The organism is Limosilactobacillus ingluviei DSM 15946 (genome assembly GCF_001435775.1).
In the GTDB taxonomy this organism is placed as follows: domain Bacteria; phylum Bacillota; class Bacilli; order Lactobacillales; family Lactobacillaceae; genus Limosilactobacillus; species Limosilactobacillus ingluviei.
Map to the genome: position 1 here is coordinate 80,122 of NZ_AZFK01000018.1, position 19,091 is coordinate 99,212.

At 42.7% G+C, this 19,091-nt stretch carries 10 protein-coding genes; all 10 read left to right on the forward strand.

From position 1 onward, the window contains the following. The first annotated feature begins 13 nt into the window (after window positions 1-13). The 10 genes from FC43_RS03425 (at window position 14) to FC43_RS03465 (ending at window position 18,894) form a co-directional block, all read left to right on the forward strand. On the forward strand, window positions 14-6,079 hold the full coding sequence (locus tag FC43_RS03425) for a coiled-coil domain-containing protein (RefSeq protein ID WP_056954132.1): 6,066 nt from the start codon (window positions 14-16) through the stop codon (window positions 6,077-6,079). Window positions 6,080-6,095: 16 nt separating this feature from the next. Beyond that, window positions 6,096-6,449, forward strand: coding sequence for a hypothetical protein (locus FC43_RS03430; RefSeq protein ID WP_235807579.1), 354 nt, complete (start codon window positions 6,096-6,098; stop codon window positions 6,447-6,449). Beyond that, the gene (locus FC43_RS11035) at window positions 6,439-6,606 is read left to right on the forward strand and encodes a hypothetical protein (RefSeq protein ID WP_156648258.1); all 168 of its coding nucleotides are present in this window, start codon (window positions 6,439-6,441) and stop codon (window positions 6,604-6,606) included. The genes FC43_RS03430 and FC43_RS11035 overlap by 11 nt, the downstream gene beginning before the upstream one ends. Before the next feature lie 2 nt (window positions 6,607-6,608). After that, window positions 6,609-6,902 (forward strand): hypothetical protein, encoded by a 294-nt coding sequence (locus FC43_RS03435; protein WP_056954134.1) that lies wholly within the window; start codon window positions 6,609-6,611, stop codon window positions 6,900-6,902. Window positions 6,903-6,994: 92 nt separating this feature from the next. Next, window positions 6,995-7,246 carry a hemolysin XhlA family protein gene (locus FC43_RS03440; RefSeq protein ID WP_056954136.1) on the forward strand — a complete coding sequence of 84 codons (252 nt, stop codon included), beginning with the start codon at window positions 6,995-6,997 and terminating at the stop codon, window positions 7,244-7,246. Between the two features lie 3 nt (window positions 7,247-7,249). Beyond that, window positions 7,250-7,501, forward strand: coding sequence for a phage holin (locus FC43_RS03445; RefSeq protein WP_056954138.1), 252 nt, complete (start codon window positions 7,250-7,252; stop codon window positions 7,499-7,501). Window positions 7,502-7,592: 91 nt separating this feature from the next. After that, window positions 7,593-8,303, forward strand: coding sequence for a hypothetical protein (locus FC43_RS03450; RefSeq protein ID WP_056954140.1), 711 nt, complete (start codon window positions 7,593-7,595; stop codon window positions 8,301-8,303). 103 nt (window positions 8,304-8,406) lie between these two features. Further along, entirely contained in the window at window positions 8,407-8,940 is a 534-nt protein-coding gene (locus FC43_RS03455) for a hypothetical protein (protein WP_056954142.1), read from the forward strand. Window positions 8,941-8,951: 11 nt separating this feature from the next. Then, complete coding sequence (locus FC43_RS03460; protein WP_156648259.1) at window positions 8,952-9,980, forward strand: tyrosine-type recombinase/integrase; 1,029 nt, start codon at window positions 8,952-8,954, stop codon at window positions 9,978-9,980. 67 nt (window positions 9,981-10,047) lie between these two features. After that, on the forward strand, window positions 10,048-18,894 hold the full coding sequence (locus FC43_RS03465) for a phage tail tape measure protein (protein ID WP_056954144.1): 8,847 nt from the start codon (window positions 10,048-10,050) through the stop codon (window positions 18,892-18,894). The last annotated feature ends 197 nt before the right edge of the window (window positions 18,895-19,091 follow it).

Below are 19,091 nucleotides of genomic sequence, written 5' to 3' on the forward strand. Positions count from 1 at the left end.
AGCGATTCGCTAGATGAAGAAGACGATCAAGTACCTTGACAATGATGGTAATTATCAATACGCCACTGTCAAGGACGCTGGGGACTTAGATAAACTAAAAACGAAGGCGAAGGAAGACTTGGTTTCGGCCATCAACGAACTCGCCACGAATGGTATTGCTGCGAGTGATATCGACGAAATTAATAATAAGGTTGACCAGATCCAACAACAGGCCAACCAAAACGCTGACGCCCTTAACATGAGTGATCAAGAGCGTCAGGAAATGCAACAACAAATTGCACAAATGCAAGCCGAGGTCCAAGCTAAGGTTGCTGAACTGCAAAAGCTGGCGGAAGAACAGAATAAAAAGCTCCAAGAAGCTTCCGCAGAATTGAAAAAGAAAGCTGATGCTATTGACGTCCAGAAAATGCAACAGGACAACGCTGAAGCCCTAAAGAATAGCGCAAAGGCTTTAGAAGATAGCTTGGCGGCTACGAATGAAGATCTACAAAAGACGGCTGACCACCTTAACGAAATGGAAATTCAAGCCGGGGTTGTCGAAACGTCAGTTAAGGAACTCCAAAATGGTTTTGAATCTAAGGTATCTAGTGCCGACTTTAATGAAGCACGGACCAAACTTCAAGAACAAGAAACGATGGTTAGACAGCTGAATAATGAGCTGTCAACGAAGGCTTCCAACAATGAACTTGATATGGTTACCCAACGAGTTCAGAAAGCTGAAAGCGATATTCAACAAAACGCCCAAGGTATCAAGGCTTCTGTTACCAAGGAAACCATGTACAAGGAAATGGACGACTTTACCAAGTATCGCGAGAACCGTTTGAAGTATTCACGGGACTTTTCCAATGATTGGTCTTTAAACGGTAACGATATTATCGACGACGACCACCTATTTGACACCCAACATGATGTTAAGTCGGTATCGATCCGGAATGGGGCATACTTAACCCAAACGACTGATTTAGATACTGATGATATGAGCAAGACGTTTACGCTTGCTATGTGGGTTGAAAAAGGTAAGAAGCCGCGGGCTTGGTATGGTAGTGCTGAATTAACCAATATGAAGGTTAAGGAAGACAAAGGCGAATACCAACGCGTTTACTGGACGTTTGTGCCAACTATCGTTAAACAAGATATTAGGATTACTGGTGATACTTCTACGCAAGGTAATCTGATTATTTCGGAACCAAAGCTGGAACAATCTGATCGGCCTAGTGCATGGTCAACTAATACCGGTGATCAATACGCAACGACTGAAAAGCTTGCACACGACTTAAAGCTGACGGCTGATAAGTTAGAATCAACGATCACTAAACAATCAGAATTTTCCGATCGCCAGCAACAAGATGAATCACGAATCACTCAAACGGAACACGGTGTTGAAGTAGCGAACCAAACGATTGTAGCCAAGACTGATGGCTTACGCCAAGAGTTTGATGGCAAGATCAGCGCCACTTCCAAGAGTTTGACTTCTGAATATCAATCATTTACCAACCAAGCAATTGGTCAAATGGCTGATGGCGGTTCAAACCTGATCCTTAACAGTTCGTTTGGGAACCTAAAGAATAGTTACGATAAGTGGACCAACGTTAGCCCGAAGGTACGGATTGTTGAAGATGATAATGGTCTGAAATGGGCTAAAATGGAACAATCTGGGCTGACTGCTGATAGTCCAATTGGATTGACCAGTAACTTGTTCCGGGTTAAGAAGGGTATTGTAACGGTTGCTCTTGATATTCGGACGGATAACGCTGGGGCGATCGACAACGATAATATCGTGATTTTAGAAAGTTATAACGCGGACCAAAAACGGGTATTTACTCAAGAAGTCGGGTTCAGTGATTTTAAGATTACGAGAGAGACGTTATTTGACCATGGTCCACACCGGGTAACTTACAAATACAACCAAACGCGTGATGATACCCAATACATGGCTGTCCACATTGTATTGCCTAAGAATGGTGTATTGTACGTAACCAATGTTTTGGCACGGACGGTAGCTAATGGGGAAGATTCTGGTGAATATGCTCCAAACGCTGCTGACCTACATGAACAAGTTGTACAACAACGAACGAGAATTGAACAGAACGATCACGCCATTGCATTAAAGGCTGACCAAACTAAAGTAACCCAAGATATCGATGCGGCTAAATCATCATTGTCTGGTGCAATTAGTAGGGTAGAACAACGGGCGGCCAACCTAGAGGTTAAAGCTGATGGTATTACGTCTAGCGTTTCGACCTTGAGCAAAACGATCGACGGGATTTCGGTCGGGGGCACGAACCTGCTTCAAAATTCAGTGGGGCCATTTCAGCCACATACAGATCGTCCAATTGACAATTATGATGAGTATCACGACTCAGTAGTTGAATTAGTTAACGGGGAACAATACACCATATCGGGACAAACTAATGGAGTGTTTTCTCAGGAACATAATCCGAGCCAAGAATCCGATAAATGTGTTTTATGGCTTGTAGATAATGCAGGAATCAATCAGATTATATCTGATGAAAATACTGCAAAAGGTACAACATTTACCTGGGAGCATCCAACAAAGAAATATGTGTTACGAGTGAACACTTATCATCCTGGCTCGACTAATCAGATTAGAGCATGGAAAATTAAAATAGAAAAAGGTAACAAGCCCACCGACTGGTCACCGGCTCCTGAAGACACCGATTCAAGTATTAGCTCTCTGCAATCTCGCGCAAGTAAGTTAGAACAAACCGATAGTGAAATTAAGGCGTCCGTTACCTCAGTTACCAACGATTTGAAGAATGGACGGGGGACCATTAAAGAGGGCATCCTGTCTATGACGGACGATCACTTCAGCACTAAGTTTAGTAGTATTGATAATAAGATCGACGGGATTTCGGTCGGGGGCACGAACTACATGAGCCACAATTTGATTAGCGCTGTAAATAGTACCCTTGTTAGTTATGATGGGAATACTGATGTTTATACCGTTACGATTCCAAGTGGTGCCGGTGGTGCTTGGGGTGGCGGTATAGGATTTAATAAGTCAAAAATGGAAGTACCTTGGGGGCAAGCTTATACCGATTCGATCGAAGTCTATGTAACCAATCCGGGGTTGACTTGGAGTTATGATATTAATAATCATGGTGTTGTTGCCGACTCCAACCTCGATGGTAATGATAACGACGAAAGAAGTTTGTCTACACAGTCACCATCAACTACAACTGCGATACCAACTAATCAATGGGTAAAGGTATCGTTTACTGCTTGGAACAAAGCGGAGAAGAATAAAAATCATACCGCCTTATGGGACGAATCAACCATGGGGATCGTGAATAATACTGGGCAATCAATCACGGTTAAATTTCGGCATCCACAGCAAGAACTGGGAACTATAGCAACCGACTGGTCACCAACAATATCTGAATTATCTGATGGCGGTAGCAATATTGCTTTACAGTTAATGGAAAATACTGGTAATTTAGAGAGTTTTATTGTTGATGATACAGCCAATAAACAGCCCAATGGTTGGAAATGGGGTACAATTCTGATCCCGGATGGTCTTAAAATCGGCGATACAATTACCGTATCTGCTGAAACTAAATTCCTAACTGGTAATGACCCTAGTGGTGTCCAAGTTGTTTTATACGATGAAAAAATAACGAAACAGGCCGCAAATCAACAGTTTTTACGGCCGGGGAGACGTGATAGCGTTACTCTGACAGTAACACAAGATTCGTCAACTTTGGGTGGTATACAACCCAACAAGGTTCTGATATATTCTGGCGCCGCAAGTAATACGCAGGGTAAAAAAATACAAGTTGATCAATTGCAAATTGAGCGTGGTTCAATAGCCCATAATTATGTTCCTGCAACCGTTAGAAAAACAGATTTTGACGTATCTATTGACGGGATTAGAACTAATGTGACAAATCTCCAAAATAATACGTTGCAATATTCCTCCATGGAACAAACAGCTGATGGCTTTAAATTCACAGTTGGTAGTGGTAGCAATCAAAAGACTATTGATTTAAACAATCACGACAATATTCTTGTAGGAACAAGTCCTAATTGGCGACGAATTCCACTTCATAGTTCGACTAATCCATGGTGGCATACTAGTACCGCTAATACTGCTCACCCATCAATGATTCAGTTTGGTGAAGGAACAACCTTTGTATATTCCATTGATGTTAAGAATACTTCCAATAGAACTGTTGTCCCAGAATTAATTTGGTTGGACTCGAATGGTGGCCGTATTGCTAATAGTGGACGTTGGGGAACTGAGGTGGCACCGGGAGAGACAAAGACTGCTATTTGTCATCCAGTAGCGAAACCAAAAGGCGCCTTATCTATGGAAGTAAATATTATAAATACTGATGGTTTAGCTACTGGTGATCAAGAAATTCAGCTAAGAAACGAGAAATTAGAGGTTGGTGACAATCCGACCCCTTGGTGTGCAAGCTCTCAAGATCGATCTGGTAACTTATTTACGGGAAGCTCAACATTTGAGGGATTCGATTTTAATAGCAGTAACGTTTCGCAATCGGACAATTGGAAAGATGCTAATGGTAACATTGCTCTAAAACAAAATAGCGCTTGGAATGGTAATACTCAAGTAAGGTGGCTGCCAAATGGGACATATACATTTTCTGGATTGGTTTATATAGAGGGGAATGACCCAGTATATATTTATACTAATTTGGCACGTGATAAAGACAGTAACGCAGCCATCATATTCCAACAATCTGCTGCGGTCCCCAATGTGCAGAACCGGTGGCAAAAGTTCGTATTCCCATTTGAGGTTTCAGAACCGGGTAATGTTTATCCTCGTGTTGAATCTTCGAGCAATAATACAAAAATTCATATTGGTTCTTATAAGCTAGAAAAAGGACTTCATAATGATGCGGAGTGGAGTGATAACCCTAAAACAATTGAAGGTAAAACTACGAATTTACAAAAAGGATTGAGTGCGGCCCAAGCTACTATTGAGCAGAATAGTAATAGTATTGCCTTAAAGGTTGATACTGGCAAGGTTATTAATAGTATTAATGCCTCCACTGAGGGGGTAAAAATTGATGCTACGAAAATACAAATTAATGGGAATACCAGTATTAGTGGAACACTGAATGTCCCAACAGTTATCTTAAAGGGTAAATCAGGTCAAATCGATTTAACTGGTAGCAATATTACAATTTCAAATTCAGACAAAACACAGTCACTCATTATTGATAGTTCGTCAATCACTATTGGGAGTGGGTCGTTAAGATTGAAAGCTATGTCATACGGTATGTCTTTCTGGGGTAATAGCGCAAATTATAGCAATGGTGTTGCATATGGAGTAATCGAGCAGACTCACTTTAGAACTAAAACTGATTATAATGGGCTATCTATTGGTGCGTCCCCAACAAAGAATAACACCGGTGATAATTATGATGGTGGCAACTATATCGCCATTGGGTATAGTTCCCCAACCGGTGAAGATTTTATACAACCTCAACTATTGGTTAATTGGAGAGACGTTAATATTAATGGTGATGTGTATAAAAAGGGAATACACTTAGCTGATCACATTTATCCAGATCCTTATTCTTCAATATATGGATGGCAATCAGAAAGCGGGGTTCCAGTTACTCGAGGTATTACAATTTTAGGCAAAAAATTACCGGGTTCTGTGGATCCTAACAATTATTATACTGCTATCGAAGCCGTTGATAGCACAGGTAAGCCGCAGGGTAACGGTATTCAATTTAATCCTTCGGGTGTTACCCCATATGGGCGTATCATTACTAACGACTTTTATTTCCACCCATCGGGGGCTGGCACAAAGGATGGGACAAAGACTTGGACGGGATTAGCAATTGGATGGTTGCATGTTAATAACTGGGATAACGATGGAAAAGCGCCATGCATTATACGAGTTGACCTAATTAATGGCGGTAAAGATATGCAGGTTGCCAATGGAGGATTTGTATTCCACCCTCAAGGTAATGTAAGTGCCTTTTGGGGGAAGCATTTTATTAACTTTGGACAGGATATGAACAATATTGGTACCAGTAATAATAACCCAGATAATACTGGTGGTGTACACTTTATTGTTTAATACAAGGGGCATTGAAATGAAAAAAGTCATTATTATGGAAGATGATCAAACCCAACAAATACAATTGCAAGAAACTATTTATGACGAAAATGGTAGGCATGTTGCTCAAATGCACACTTATCTTAATGGCGATGGTGAGACCCCAGTCGTTACGACTATCGGTGGCATTGGGCGCATTGTTGGGTACAACGATGATGGTACTGCAATTACGACAAAAGAAGACGACGAACTGATTAAAAGTGAACAGACTAAATTTATGGCTACCGCGATTAAAGAACAAAAGGCGTTATGTGTTGAAAAAGGTGTGGACCCAGATTTAGTGAATATTATTAATGCAGAAAGAAAGAGTGGTACAGATAATGAACAATAATAACGATCAACAAGAAACACAAACTCAAATTACTCAACGGTTATTAACTCGGATTGCTGAACTTGAATATCAGGTAGTAACAAATCAAGTTGCTTTGGAAAAAGCAAACGAGTTGATCCAAGAATTGCAAAAGTCTGATGTTAAGGAAGGTGCTTAATAATGGCATTAGTAAAGAATAGAACTACGAACCTGTCTGGTGAATCCAAGATTAATGGGACTACGGTAGTAAGTATGTCAGCAACGTTGTCTACGGCTGGTGACTCTGACTACGTAAACCAACAGGTACACGCACCGGAACTATATGCGGCAAATAAGCGGGAAATTCGGCAAGATATTGCTGAATTCCAAAACTACGTCTATGAACAACAAGACGCAATTGCCGCAGAAGTAGCCGAAGACGAATCTGCTAAGACGGAAGAAACGAAAGTTGCTGGTACGGACGGCGCTAAGTAACTAAAATGCAAGTTTTACCAAGAAAACGGGGACGCCCGTCCCTTTATTCACGCCACTTGTTATATAACATATGTAATAGGTGGTGATAATCGATGGAAATGGGGAACGACAAAGTATTAGAAATGCTCATGGATATTAAAGACCGTGTAACGCGGATCGAAGAAGCGACCAAACATTTCGACGAAACTGAAAGGCGGTCAAATGCAGCATTGACTTTGGCGCAACAGAACGAAGAAGAAATCAAAAAATTGCAGAACTCTATGCAATGGTTTTGGAGAACCGCTGTCGGCGCCTTCGTCACCATTGCCACAGGGCTAATTACGATTTGGCTAGGGGGCCACTAAAATATGTTTGAAAAGATCAAGAAAGCGCTAGTTAAACCAGATGGCAGTATCAACGGCAAGATTTTAGCTCCGTTAATCAGTTTGGTTATCGTAGCAGTACAACAAGTGGCGGCTTGCTTTGGGCTTAAGTTCACTGGGGACCTCGGTGCTTGGCAAGCCTTGATCAACACTTTATTGACAATCTTTGGTCTGGTTGGTGTGATTGCTGACCCAACACCAGTTACGGTAGAAAAGATTGAAGAAAATAAAAAATAATGCAAAAACCTTTGTCAAACTATTGTAAGCGCTTACAAAGTGTGATATAATATTAATGTAAGAATGGTATAAGCGGGAAAGCGAGAGAGATTTGGTAAAGTTTAGAAGTTTATACAATGATCCGGAAAACCGCATGATCCGCGAAATTATTGATGGGACTACGGGTCCAATTACGATTTTTGAACCGTCGCAAAGTGACATTGATCGTATTATGCAAATGAACGATGTGGTTGCATCGTTTAACTCGGAATCTAAAGATGGGGAAGACGACGATGGTATGATGCTCAATGTACGTGGGGAAACAATTCTTAAAGAGTTAATTCCTTTGCTTACGGATATTGAGATTGACAAAGATATGACTGAAGATGAAATGCAAAAGATCATCGAAAGTCCTACGATTGATTTGCTAAATGTTATGCAGGTCTTGTCTGGTATCGTGACACAAATTTATACGTTCATGATTCTTCGCTATCGGAATATTGTACAGATGGAAGATGTCGTAGAACGCTCGAATGATGTGCGTGATGCTACGATGGACCATTATGTTTCGTCGGCCGCTAAAACGGACGAAGGTCGAATGATGTTGTCTGGTCTGGCACAAAACGCTAATGAATTGGCGGAAGCGAAAGCGAATAACATGACTAAGGCAAAGATCAAAGAACAAATCAGAAATGGTGAAAGGACTATCGCAAGTGGTCTACCGGAATCTGATCAAGAAGTTGACCACGTTGTTGGGGCCGATCTAGACCCGGAACAAACGAAAATGTCAACTGAATTAGACGAAAAGTACCAAGGTATTTAGCGTCAACTAACAAATGGTATAAGGATAACGCAAGTAATTAGAAAGATGGATAGATGGTCCACCTTTCTTTTGCGTTATCCTTTTTATTTTTGAGGTAAAAAAGATGGCGACGATTGAATTACACGGGACGCTTGATATTGACGTTACTGGCGCCGAAGAGATTGAAGGGAAAATTAGAAGTACCTCGATTGCGGCGTTACAGGGACGAATTAGGGCGTTGGCATATCAAATTTTGAGAGAACAAGCTGCCAAAGACTGGCCGGCCGGTAGGGCCTCTAATGGATATGTATCTACTGGTGAGTTGGTCAATGCGATCAATATTACCGGTAGCGGACTGTCGCTAACTATTAGCATGGATGGTTCGAGAATGAGCATGGTTGCCCCAGTACACGTCGGGACCGTAAAAAATAGGAATGCTGTGAACCATAGACCTATTCAATGGGGTGTTCACATGGGCGTGAGAGGTCAGGCATTTAATACTGAAATGCCAGCTTTACTTGAATACGGTGGCGGCGGATTGGTGCCACACCATGGTTCTGGATATTTTGAGCGTACCTATGGAATGTATCAAGAACAGTTTATCCATATCCTAGCAGAAGAATTGAGAGCTGCTGGGTTTGAAGTAACAGAAGGTTAGAAGGTAATAATTTGAAAAGACGAGAGGGTTTAAAGTACCAAACCAAGTCGAATCGTAAGATCGTGCGGTATGCGACTAAAGCCCGTATGGCTAAAGTCAACCCAAAGAATTTGAAGATCTATGATCGATATTTAAAGAGTCGGACAATCCAAAACTCCGACGTTAAAGGTACTACTTATAAGGTTTACCACTCTTACATGAACATATTCATGTGCTACATTGCAGAAGAGTGGGATAACTTTTATTTACTTGACGAAGACTTTATTGAAGATGAAATGCTAGACGTTATGGAGTCATACATGGCGTTCTTGGCGGAAGAATGTGGTAATGGTAAGAAGGTAATTAACACTAAATTAAGTGCTGTGTCTAGCTTCTATATCTGGGCTACTAAGCGTCGTTTGATTAAGAATCATCCATTTGATGGGAAGTTGGATCGCATTAAGGGTGCTCAAGATGAAAAGCGGATCTCGGTTCACTTCCTCCACAAAGAAGAGACTGATTTGATCACTGAAACTTTAGCGCAAGACAAGACCACATTAAATAAGTATGATCGACAAGACGAATTAATCTGGAACATTGCATTTGATAGTGCCTGCCGGATTGGTGCACTACAACGGTTAAGTGTTTCAGACCTAGATTTGTCGCGCAATGTATTTACCGATATTCGCGAGAAACGTGGCAAGATCGTGGACATTCCATTCACTGATCGGACCAAGCAAATGATTATCGAATATCTTGAATGGCGTAAAGAAAATGGTATTGAAACGGATGCGTTCTTCTATAACCGTGAAGGTGAAAGAATGAGTAAGCAAGCATTAGCGCTCCGTATTCGTAAGATTGGTGAGATTGTGGGGATTGGTGATTTCCGGCCACACAGTATTCGGAAGTCACGGTTAAACCAAATTGGGCAAACCGGGAATATCGAATTGGCTAAGGAATTAGCCCACCATGAATCGATGGACACGACTTCTCGTTTCTACATGGAAAAGAAGGACGCGTCCGAAACCCTAAAAGAAATTAACAACTTGATGGGTATTTAATTAACGAAACCGCAATGAATGGTATAAACGCAAAAATCAAAAAACATTCAATAGGCGGTGAGAGTAATTGGCAGAACAATTACAGATTAACGTTCGGGTCCATTTAAAAGAAGGCGATATTCAAAAACAAATCGAAGACCAATTAAAGGGACTCAAAGACATAAATGTTGACGGGACAGCCCGTATTAATGCCAGATTAAGCTCGAAATCGCTTAATGGTATTAAAAAACAATTAGATGAGGCTATCGAAGGTCATTCCAAAAAAGTAACCATTCACACCGACGTTAAAGGCGATAAAGCCATTAACAATTTAACCCGGAATCTACGGGAATTGCAGAAATTGGCAGAAAAGCCAATTCGAATTCATGCTTCTGTGGTGGGGGCCGGAGCAGACAAAGCTCTTGAAAAAGCGATTGGAAAGGGCGGTAAAAGATCTGGCAATGTCGAAGTTCGTACTCGTGTGCAGGGTGTTGCTTCGGCTGAACGTCAGTTAAATTCCCTTCGGCGTAATGCTCGTGATCTATATCAAGAGATTGAACGGATTAAGACGTCCAAAAACAAGATTAGCCCAGCCAATATGACTGACGATCTAGTTAGTCATTATAAGAACCAGGTGGCACAAGTCGAAAAATCGCTTGATGCTACAAGGGCTAAGATGGTCAAACTATACCAGAATAGTGGTATGGGCAAAAACCAGGCGATGGCTCAAGTTAATGCGGAAATGAAAGACCTAATGAAGAATGATGGAAAGGTCGTTAGAGTCCGCATTGAGGCCGATGAGCAGGGTTTGAAGACCGCAGTTAAAGATGCCGAATCGAGTTTAAAGAAACTTATTTCGCTTGAAAAAGAATTGGCGCGGTCGGAACGCAGTGCTAGAAATGCGAGTCTTAGCTCTGCTGAGCGTAATGCTTACAGGGCACGTAGCAATTTTTTGAATGAACAACTTAGTAAACAGCGAGAACTCGCAAGGGTTAATAAACAATTTAATGAAGAGGCATATTTAGCCGCTCAAAAGGATATTGCTCTTTCAAAGAATATAGGAATTGCGAAAGATGCTCGACAAAGCACGGCTCGTTATAGTAGCGGGAGAAGAAATACCAGAGGATTTGGTGATAGCTACAATGTTTGGTCCGCTCTTCAAACAGCTGGGTATTCATTAGCTGGCATTATTTCGAGCATGAATGAAGTCGACCGTGCTGTTACTAAGGTTACCAAGGTCGTCCCAGATAGCCAAAAGGCTGTTGAAAAATGGACTAAGGGGATCTACAAGGATGCCTCTTCTGTTGGGAAGTCAGTACCAGAATATGCTAACGCGGTCGAACAATGGGCCACAGCCGGTTACAACCTAAAGCAATCTAATGCTTTGGCTAAACGGTCGGTGATGGGTTCTTTCGTTGGTGATGTTGACGTTAATGACATGGTTAATTACATGGCTGTGCCGTTAAACTCTTTTAAGCGTCAACACTTAAAAGCTGACGATATTATTAACTCAATGAACGAAGTTTCCAACAAGCACGCCGTTGAAATGACGGACTTGGGGCAGGCATACAGTAAGGCTAGTGCCGTTGTGTCTGCCACTGGTACTACATTCGGACAACTTACTGGGATGATTACTGGTGCCCAAGAAGCTACTCGTGCTGGTGGTGACGTTATTGGTCGGTCTATCAAGGCAATTTCCCAAAACTTCGCCAAGATGAGTTCCGGAGTAACGGCAACCGACAAGAAGCGTGCTGAATTCTTCCATGGTTTAGGTGTCGATTTAAAAGACTCTAATGGGAAGATGAAGTCAACATACCAAGTTATGGACGATCTGTCCAAAGTATGGGGTACGTTGAGTAAACAAAAAAAGCAAGACGCCGCCCTATACGCCGCTGGTAAGGAACACTCAGCTCAATTTACTGGTATGCTTAACAACTGGGATATTGTTAAGAAGGCAACCAGTGAAGCAGAAGGTCAAACTGGACTTGGAAAGAGCGGTTCTGCTTACCAAGAAATGGAAAAGCAAAAGAAGTCCATTCAATTCCAATTGGCCGCACTTGGAAACAATTGGCGTCAGTTCTTAGCCAACTTAACGGGTGGCAGAGAAGGTATCGCTGATATGCTTGGGATGGCAAATCAGTTCCTTAGCATTGGGCAGAAACTAACCTCAAGTCAGGGGTTGATGTCCACTGCGCGTTGGGCCGCTATGACGGGCGGTATTCTAATGGCTCGTCGCGCTTTGAATGGATTATTAAGAAACTTCAATGATTATCTTGGTATCGGTCAAAGACGTGAAGATTTTGCAAGGGATTTTGAAGCGCTCGGTGTCGAAGGTAGAGGTAGCCGGGGTAAGGTCAACAGACGTGTCTTTGCACGCAAACGTTTTAATGATGAAATGAATAAACTTCGCGGACAATTTGGATTGGCACCGCGAGAATACATTCCTCGAAAAGAGAATGACGTTTATGACCCAAGACATTCATCACAAGAAAATGAACCACAATTGTCCGGTGGTGGATATGTGGGCGGCGGCGCAACTAAGTCAGCGGCCAAAGCTGAACAGGAACTAGCAAGTGCTGGTAAAAAGGCTCGTACTAGTCAAAAGGGCCTTGGCGACACCATGAAAGGCGTTGGTGAACACGCCATTATGGCTGGTGGCGCTATGAAAAATAGCGCAAGGGTAGCCGAGGGGGCGGCCACTACCGCCGCTAAAGGGGCTAGTAAAATAGCTCGAATCGGTTCGACAGTAAAAACAGTCGGGCGTGTTGCTCTGGCCGGAGTAGATACTGTTGCCCAATTTGCTGGGGCTGTTGGATTAATATTTGATGCCGTTACAGTTACTGGGATGGTACTAAACGCATTTGGTATTCACCCTGTTAAAGAGTTTACTAAGGCGCTTCATCCAGCACGTACGGCCGCAAATGCTCTTAACAAGAGCTTGGATGCCACTGCCGGTTCTATTGATAAGACTAGCCAGTCTATTGAAAATAATGGACTTGTAAACGGTAGTCTTAAACAAGGAATTGATGGGGCCAAACAACTTAGTGATTCATTAAGTGGTCTTAATCCAGCGTCTAAGCTAGATAAAGGCACGTTAAAAGACATTAAAGATACCTACAACTCAATAGCGAAAAAGAATGGTCTTGAATTAAGAATTACTGGCGAAAAGGAAGTTGGTAATGTCCTTAAAAAGGTTAAAGACCTGCAAGAAGTTTTGCAAAACGTCAAAAAGGACGACGCAAGCAAATTAGCATCTGACGCGTTTAAACAAAACCAAAATGTTGTCAAAGCTCTAAGCGGCAAAAATATGGACAAATTGCTAAAAAGCAATTCCGTATATAATAAAAAATTAGACGCTCTTAGAGATAGTTACTCAGTCACGGGTCGTCATACTGGTCGCAATGCCGGTAAGGGTGCCTCGTCACTACACAAGGATGAGGATGCACTTCGACAATCGTTTATGGTCGGTCCGAACAACGCAGCCCTTTGGAACTCCAAAGAAGGGCGTAAATTATCGGCCATGGTCGCTAAGGCACAAAAATCAACGAGACAAGCTATTGGGGCGTTTGGTGAAAATTATGCGAATGGCATGTTGACCAAGGACGAAGTTTCTAATATGTCAGTGGAGGAGCAAAAACTAGCGGGTTTGGGGGTTGTTAAAAACCTTCGTGACCTTATTGCTTCTGGTGCTGATAAGAACGGGTCGGATGTTGCTACCGCTAAAAAGAACTTGAACGATGTGTTAACTGCTTCTGGTATTGGCAAAAAGAATATTGAAAAGATTCAAAATGCCGCTTTGAACGGAAGCAATTCGTCCATGATGCGAGCTTTGATGTCCGGTGGTTTTGGCGCTGGGAATATCGGTGCGATGGCCGGAATAGCCGCACAATATCAACAGCAACACGGCTTTGGGAATAAGGCTATTAAAGCGGCTATTCGTGATGAGTCACAGGTCGAAAAATACCGTGGCAAGCATAAAAATGCCGCTAACGCAGAAGCGTTATATGACCCTAATACTGGATTCTTGGATTACGGTAAGATTGCTAGATTTAATTCTGGTGCTGTTACCACTAAGCGGGGCCGTTCGTTATTTAAGAGTATGGGGAGTAAGTATCAAAAAGACGGAACTATGTCTATTGGTCAAGCCCTTGATCTCACGAAAGGTATGGATGGTGACCCAACCAAGATACTTTCCAATATCGCCAAAGGGAAGGCGGCCGCCAATACTATCGCCTCTGTTGTGAACAATGCCCGTGGGGGGAAAGCTACTGGGGCGCAAGTAGCTGGAGCCATTGCCCAATCACAGGCGATAAGCGGAACCAAAATGAACTATACTCAGTTTGACGCCGCGCTAAGACAATCGAACCTTACTGGGGAACAGCAAGACGCGGCACTAGCAGCACGTAAAAAGAACTTTACTAAGAATGGTGATGCAAAAACCCTAAAAGGGTTCGCTGAAGCTACAAAGGGACTAAGCTCACTTTCTAAGAGTCAGTTTAAGGATCTGGGGAAAGCACTTTCTAGTACAGAACGGAAGGCAGCTTTAAAAGACGCCCAGAACAAAGGGTTATTAACAGCTAAACAGGCTAAGGCTCTTGAAAAATGGTCCAATGGTAACTCAAATGGAAAGACCGAATCTTCTACTATGCCCGGCAAGGGTAGTGACGGGAAGCTAAATAAGGTCGAAAAAGCCGCTATTAAATCTGCCGTTGGTAGTTTAAAAGGCGAAAAGGGTAAAGTTTCCAAGAGTGACTTCAATAAAAAGATGAAGAGTGACGGCCTAAAAAGTAATAAAGATGCCCAACGCAAGGCTTACAACGATTTGTTGAAGGCCGGGAAACTTTCTAAATCAGCTCAAAAGTCATTGGCTAAACAGCTTGGTTTAAAGGTCCCTAAAACTGCTACGAAGAATAACAATTCTGGTAAAAGCAGAAATAGTGGTAATGGTAAAACCAATAAAACCACTAAGACAAACAAGACCACTGATAGTAGTAAAAAGAAAGGCACTGCTAAAGCGGGGCAAATTAAGGCTAATTCTCAATTAGGGAAGATGTTGGCTAAGGCTTTAGGCTTTGGCAAGAAGTCATCGTCGTCAAAACCTAAGAGTGGTTATAGCTCTACTAAAAAGAAGTCTAGTTCAAATAACAAGAAAGCCGAAAAAGAAGGGCGTGACGAAGAAAAAGCACGTCAACGCGGGCGTGACTCAGTAAAACGTCAAGCTAATGCAAAAAAGGCAAGTGAGTCCAAGAAAGCTGTTAAGGAAGCACAAAATCAAGGTAAAAAAGAGGCACAGGCAAAATCTAAGGGGGCAAGCTCCGGAAGCAAAGGGGCTAAAAAGAGCCAAAAGAAGGTCAAAGTAAAGGCCGACCTTGATACAAAGAGCATGAACTCTAAGCTCAAGAGTGCCGGCAAAAAACAAAAGGTAAAAGTAAAGGCCGATGTAGATACGAAGAATGTCAAAGGTAAACTACAAAAGGCTGGCAAAGGCGCTAAAGTCAAGGTTAAGGCTGACGTAGACGCCAAGAACGTCAAAGGTAAGTTACAAAAGGCCGGTAAGGGTACCAAAGTTAAGGTTAAGACTGATGCTGATACTGCCGGGCTGAAGAACAAGATTAAATCTGCAGCTAAAGGTCAGAAAGCTCGGGTTAAAACTGATGCTGATACTTCGGGCATGGTCAACAAGATTAAATCTGCGGCTAAAGGTCAGAAAATAACGGTTCATGTTTCGGCAGAAACGAAGGGATTAAGCAAGGTTAAGAGCCTTACTAGCGCCCTCAATCAAGTACAAAGTAAATCAGTAACGGCTACTGCAACCACTAAAGGTACTGGTAAGGTTAGAAGTTTAGTAAGTGCTTTAAACCAGGTTACTGATAAGCGTGCTACGGCAACCGCTAAAACCAAAGGGTTGGGTGATGTTCTGGCCCTTGTTGGGGCATTGAACCAAGTTACTGACCGTCACGCTACTGTTACGATCACCAAAAGTATCACCGTTACTGAACACCATAAAAAGGGTAAGTCGGTTGGTATTGGGTCCATCCCCGCCGGTGTATCGGCTGATGTAGGTGTGGGCGCCGGACCAACTCAAGCGGTTGGAACGGGTATGCCAGGATCAGTAACCAACTATTCGGCTGGTGGTGACGATCAAACTGTGAATGAAGACTACTGGCGTTATATGGATAAACAACTCTACACAGGGTTGCCATTGGACGAACAGATCAATAAGTTAGAAAACACGGTTACCCAAGCTGACGAAGACATGGATAAGTTGATTAGTGTTGCTAAACAACGAATCGATGTTGATAATCGGCAGATCGCTTACCAAAAGCAAATGCAAGCCGCCTACCAACAAGAAGTCACGGATATGATCAATAAGTTGCGCGGATTCGGCTTCCAGTCCAATGGGAATCGAATTACTAACTTAGGTCATGCGAAGGACATTAAAGGCGATAATGCGTCGAAGGTTGACGAATACCTTGGTAAGTACCAAACGGCCTACCAAAATCTGTCGGAAGCAACAAAGACCATCCAGGACCTACAAACCGATATTTGGCAACAGGGTAAGAACCAAGAAGACTATCGGAATACTAAGGACCAAAAGATGGTCGAGAAGCTCCAACGGTCATTAGAAATCCTCAACACGGTTGTTGAAAACCATAAGAGCATTATGGAACGTTATGCTGAATCGTTAACGGATCTTGATTACGTTATGAAGAACAAGAATAACGCCGATCAGATAATGACGAAATCGGAAGACGTTTACCAATTAATGCAGAAGTTTAATGAGTTGAGTAAGGCTAACTTTGTCGGGACCAAAGAAGCTGATAACGCGCAAAACCTTTATGAAAGTCTCCAATCTATCCGCGATTCCGTTATGGAAAACTTGGACGCGATTGAAGAACTAAAGAAGTCAATGCGTGACAATCAGATTGCTGCGGTAGCTGATAACTTAGCTCGCTACACTGATAACTTAAACGACAGCATTGATCGGTTAAAGAACAACGTAACCAACCTTGAAGATGGGTTGCTTTCCGGAACGGACTACACGGACCTAATTAGTAGCTCATTTGACGTTGCTTCGTTTGATCAACGGACGGCTTACGAAAAGAACGTTGAGGATCGTGTAGCACTTGAGAAACAATTTGACGCCGCGTTAGACGCCTTCGCTAAGAAGAATGTTGATCGGACGGCCCAGGTTGCTAACCAAGAGCTACAAATCAACTTCCAGAAGTATAACGAGCTGGCAAAGATGGCCCAAGACTTTGCCAACAAGACGCTTATCTCCATTGAACCAATTCGTGTTCAGTTTGAATCCAAGGGGTCGGCCAGTGATATGGATATTCCAGGGATTACCCGCAATAAGGAATACCAAAAGACCTCAGAAGAATATCAGAAGCGCATGAATGCTTTGAAGGAAGAGTATGCGAATAAACTAGCTCGGGCAAACACGGCCTCTGCTAAAGAAGCCTTGAACCAAGAGATGGTTTACAAGCAGCTGAACCTCCAAGAGCAAGTGTTAAAGGAAGAAATCAGTGCAGACCAAAAGGCGATCGCTACTCTCCAGCAAATGGCAAAAGACCCGTCCATGAACTCCGAACAGCTGAAGAATATCAAGGATCAAATCAAGGAATACACTGATAATGCGATTGAAGCCCAAAACAATATCAAGGAAGCGATCAAGCAACGGTTTGAGTATGAGAAACAGTTAATCGACCAAACGCTGGACAAGTACCAACGAATGAGCGAAACGGTCTCAAACTTGGTCACGATTGCTGACGCTTTGAACCTTGATGGTGCTACCCAGGCACGCTTGATCGGGCGCCAAATTGACGCGGATATGGATCGGTATGATCTTTACCTCGAAAAGATTGCGAAGATTCGCCAGGAAATGTCGCAATACGAAAAGGGATCATTTGAATACAACCAACTATCCGAAATGGTTGAAGGATACCAAGCCGACCTAGAATCGTTGATTACGACATTACTAGATGAAACGCGGACCCAATTTAAGAAGTCACTCGACGAAAATATGAAGGCCGTGCAACGGAATACGTACGGTGGCAAGACGATGGATCAAGCCAAGTTTGATCAAGACCTTTGGTACACGCGCTCCCAAAAGGAACTGCGGATTGAAGAAATGCGGCTGAAGATCACGGAATTGGAAGACAAGACAATTGATAAGAAGATTGGTGCCCTGGATCGACAAGAACGATTGTCAAAAGCTGAAGCCGACTATGTGGACAAGCAATTAGACCTGGCCCTAGCTCAACAGAAGCTGAACAACGCACTCCACAAGCGTGACGTACAGACGATCACTAAGACGGCAGACGGGCGCTTCCAAAACACTTACGTCTATGACCAAGCCCAGGTCGATGACGCACGGAAAGAAGTTAACACTGACAAGCAACAACTGGAAGACTTGAAGCAGAGTGAAATTAACGACTTTAACACCAAGTTTAAGGAAATTATTGACGCCATGACCGATGGCTCAGTTAACCAAGACGAGGCAAAGCGTGAAATTCAAGATCTTGCTAAGAGTAAAGAATTTGTGCTTGGTGATATTAAGGGCTTTGATCCATCACTACTGGAAAAGCCAATTGAAGCCTACAACAAGTTTGTAGAAACTAATAAGGACATTTTGAATCGTGCTACGGGGAACAGCACCATCTCCAGCAACAATAACTACCAAGATCTGATGAAAGGATTTACGGAACAGTTTAAGGCTGTTTCTAAAGACCTAGGGGAAATCTTTGGGAAGGAACTAAAGACGATTCTATACCGTCCAGAAAACGCCGGATTCATCGGTGGGGGAACCACGAACTCCCTCTCAATCCAAAACATGACGGTAACCTTGCCTAATGTTAGAGATATTGATGAATTCCGCGAAGCACTTAATACCTTGCCACAGGTTGCTGCTCAAAAGGCCACGAGTAAGTAACGGTAAGGAAGCCGGGTTCATCCCCGGCAATACATAATCCAAAAATCTAAAAACGAAAGGGGTTAATGTGGTTGACCCAACCAACACTTAATCAAGTCCCAAATTATGACGCGACGAATTCATACACGTTCAAGTTCATGTATCTTGGGGCGGAATCGACAACGAAAAATATCTTGTCGATACGAGAAGATCGACCC